The organism is Pseudomonas sp. AC229, from assembly GCF_979254655.1.
The window spans coordinates 1-244 of sequence record NZ_CEEDHK010000086.1; the positions used below are offsets into that span (position 1 = coordinate 1).

1 protein-coding gene is annotated in these 244 nt (G+C 65.2%); it reads right to left on the bottom strand.

The genetic code is table 11. The annotated features are described in order from the left end of the window. A partial coding sequence (locus AC0IW7_RS24960) for an iron-containing alcohol dehydrogenase (RefSeq protein ID WP_471821539.1) occupies positions 1-244 on the bottom strand: 244 nt, incomplete at both ends.

A 244-nucleotide genomic window follows, 5' to 3' on the forward strand; every position in this document is an offset into this window, starting at 1 on the left:
GGTTTCGCCGGTGGTGATAATGGCGATCTGAGTCACTTCGGAACCGGTGCCGGCGGTGGTCGGCCCCTGAATCAGCGGCAAGCGCTGACCGCGTGCATTGCCCACGCCGTAGATCTCTTTCAACGACTGACTGCACGCCGGGTGCGCCAGCAGCGCCACGAGCTTGGCAACGTCCAGGGAGCTGCCGCCACCGAAGCCGATGAGCAGTTCTGCGCCCACTTCACGCGCTTGCTGAGCGGCTTGC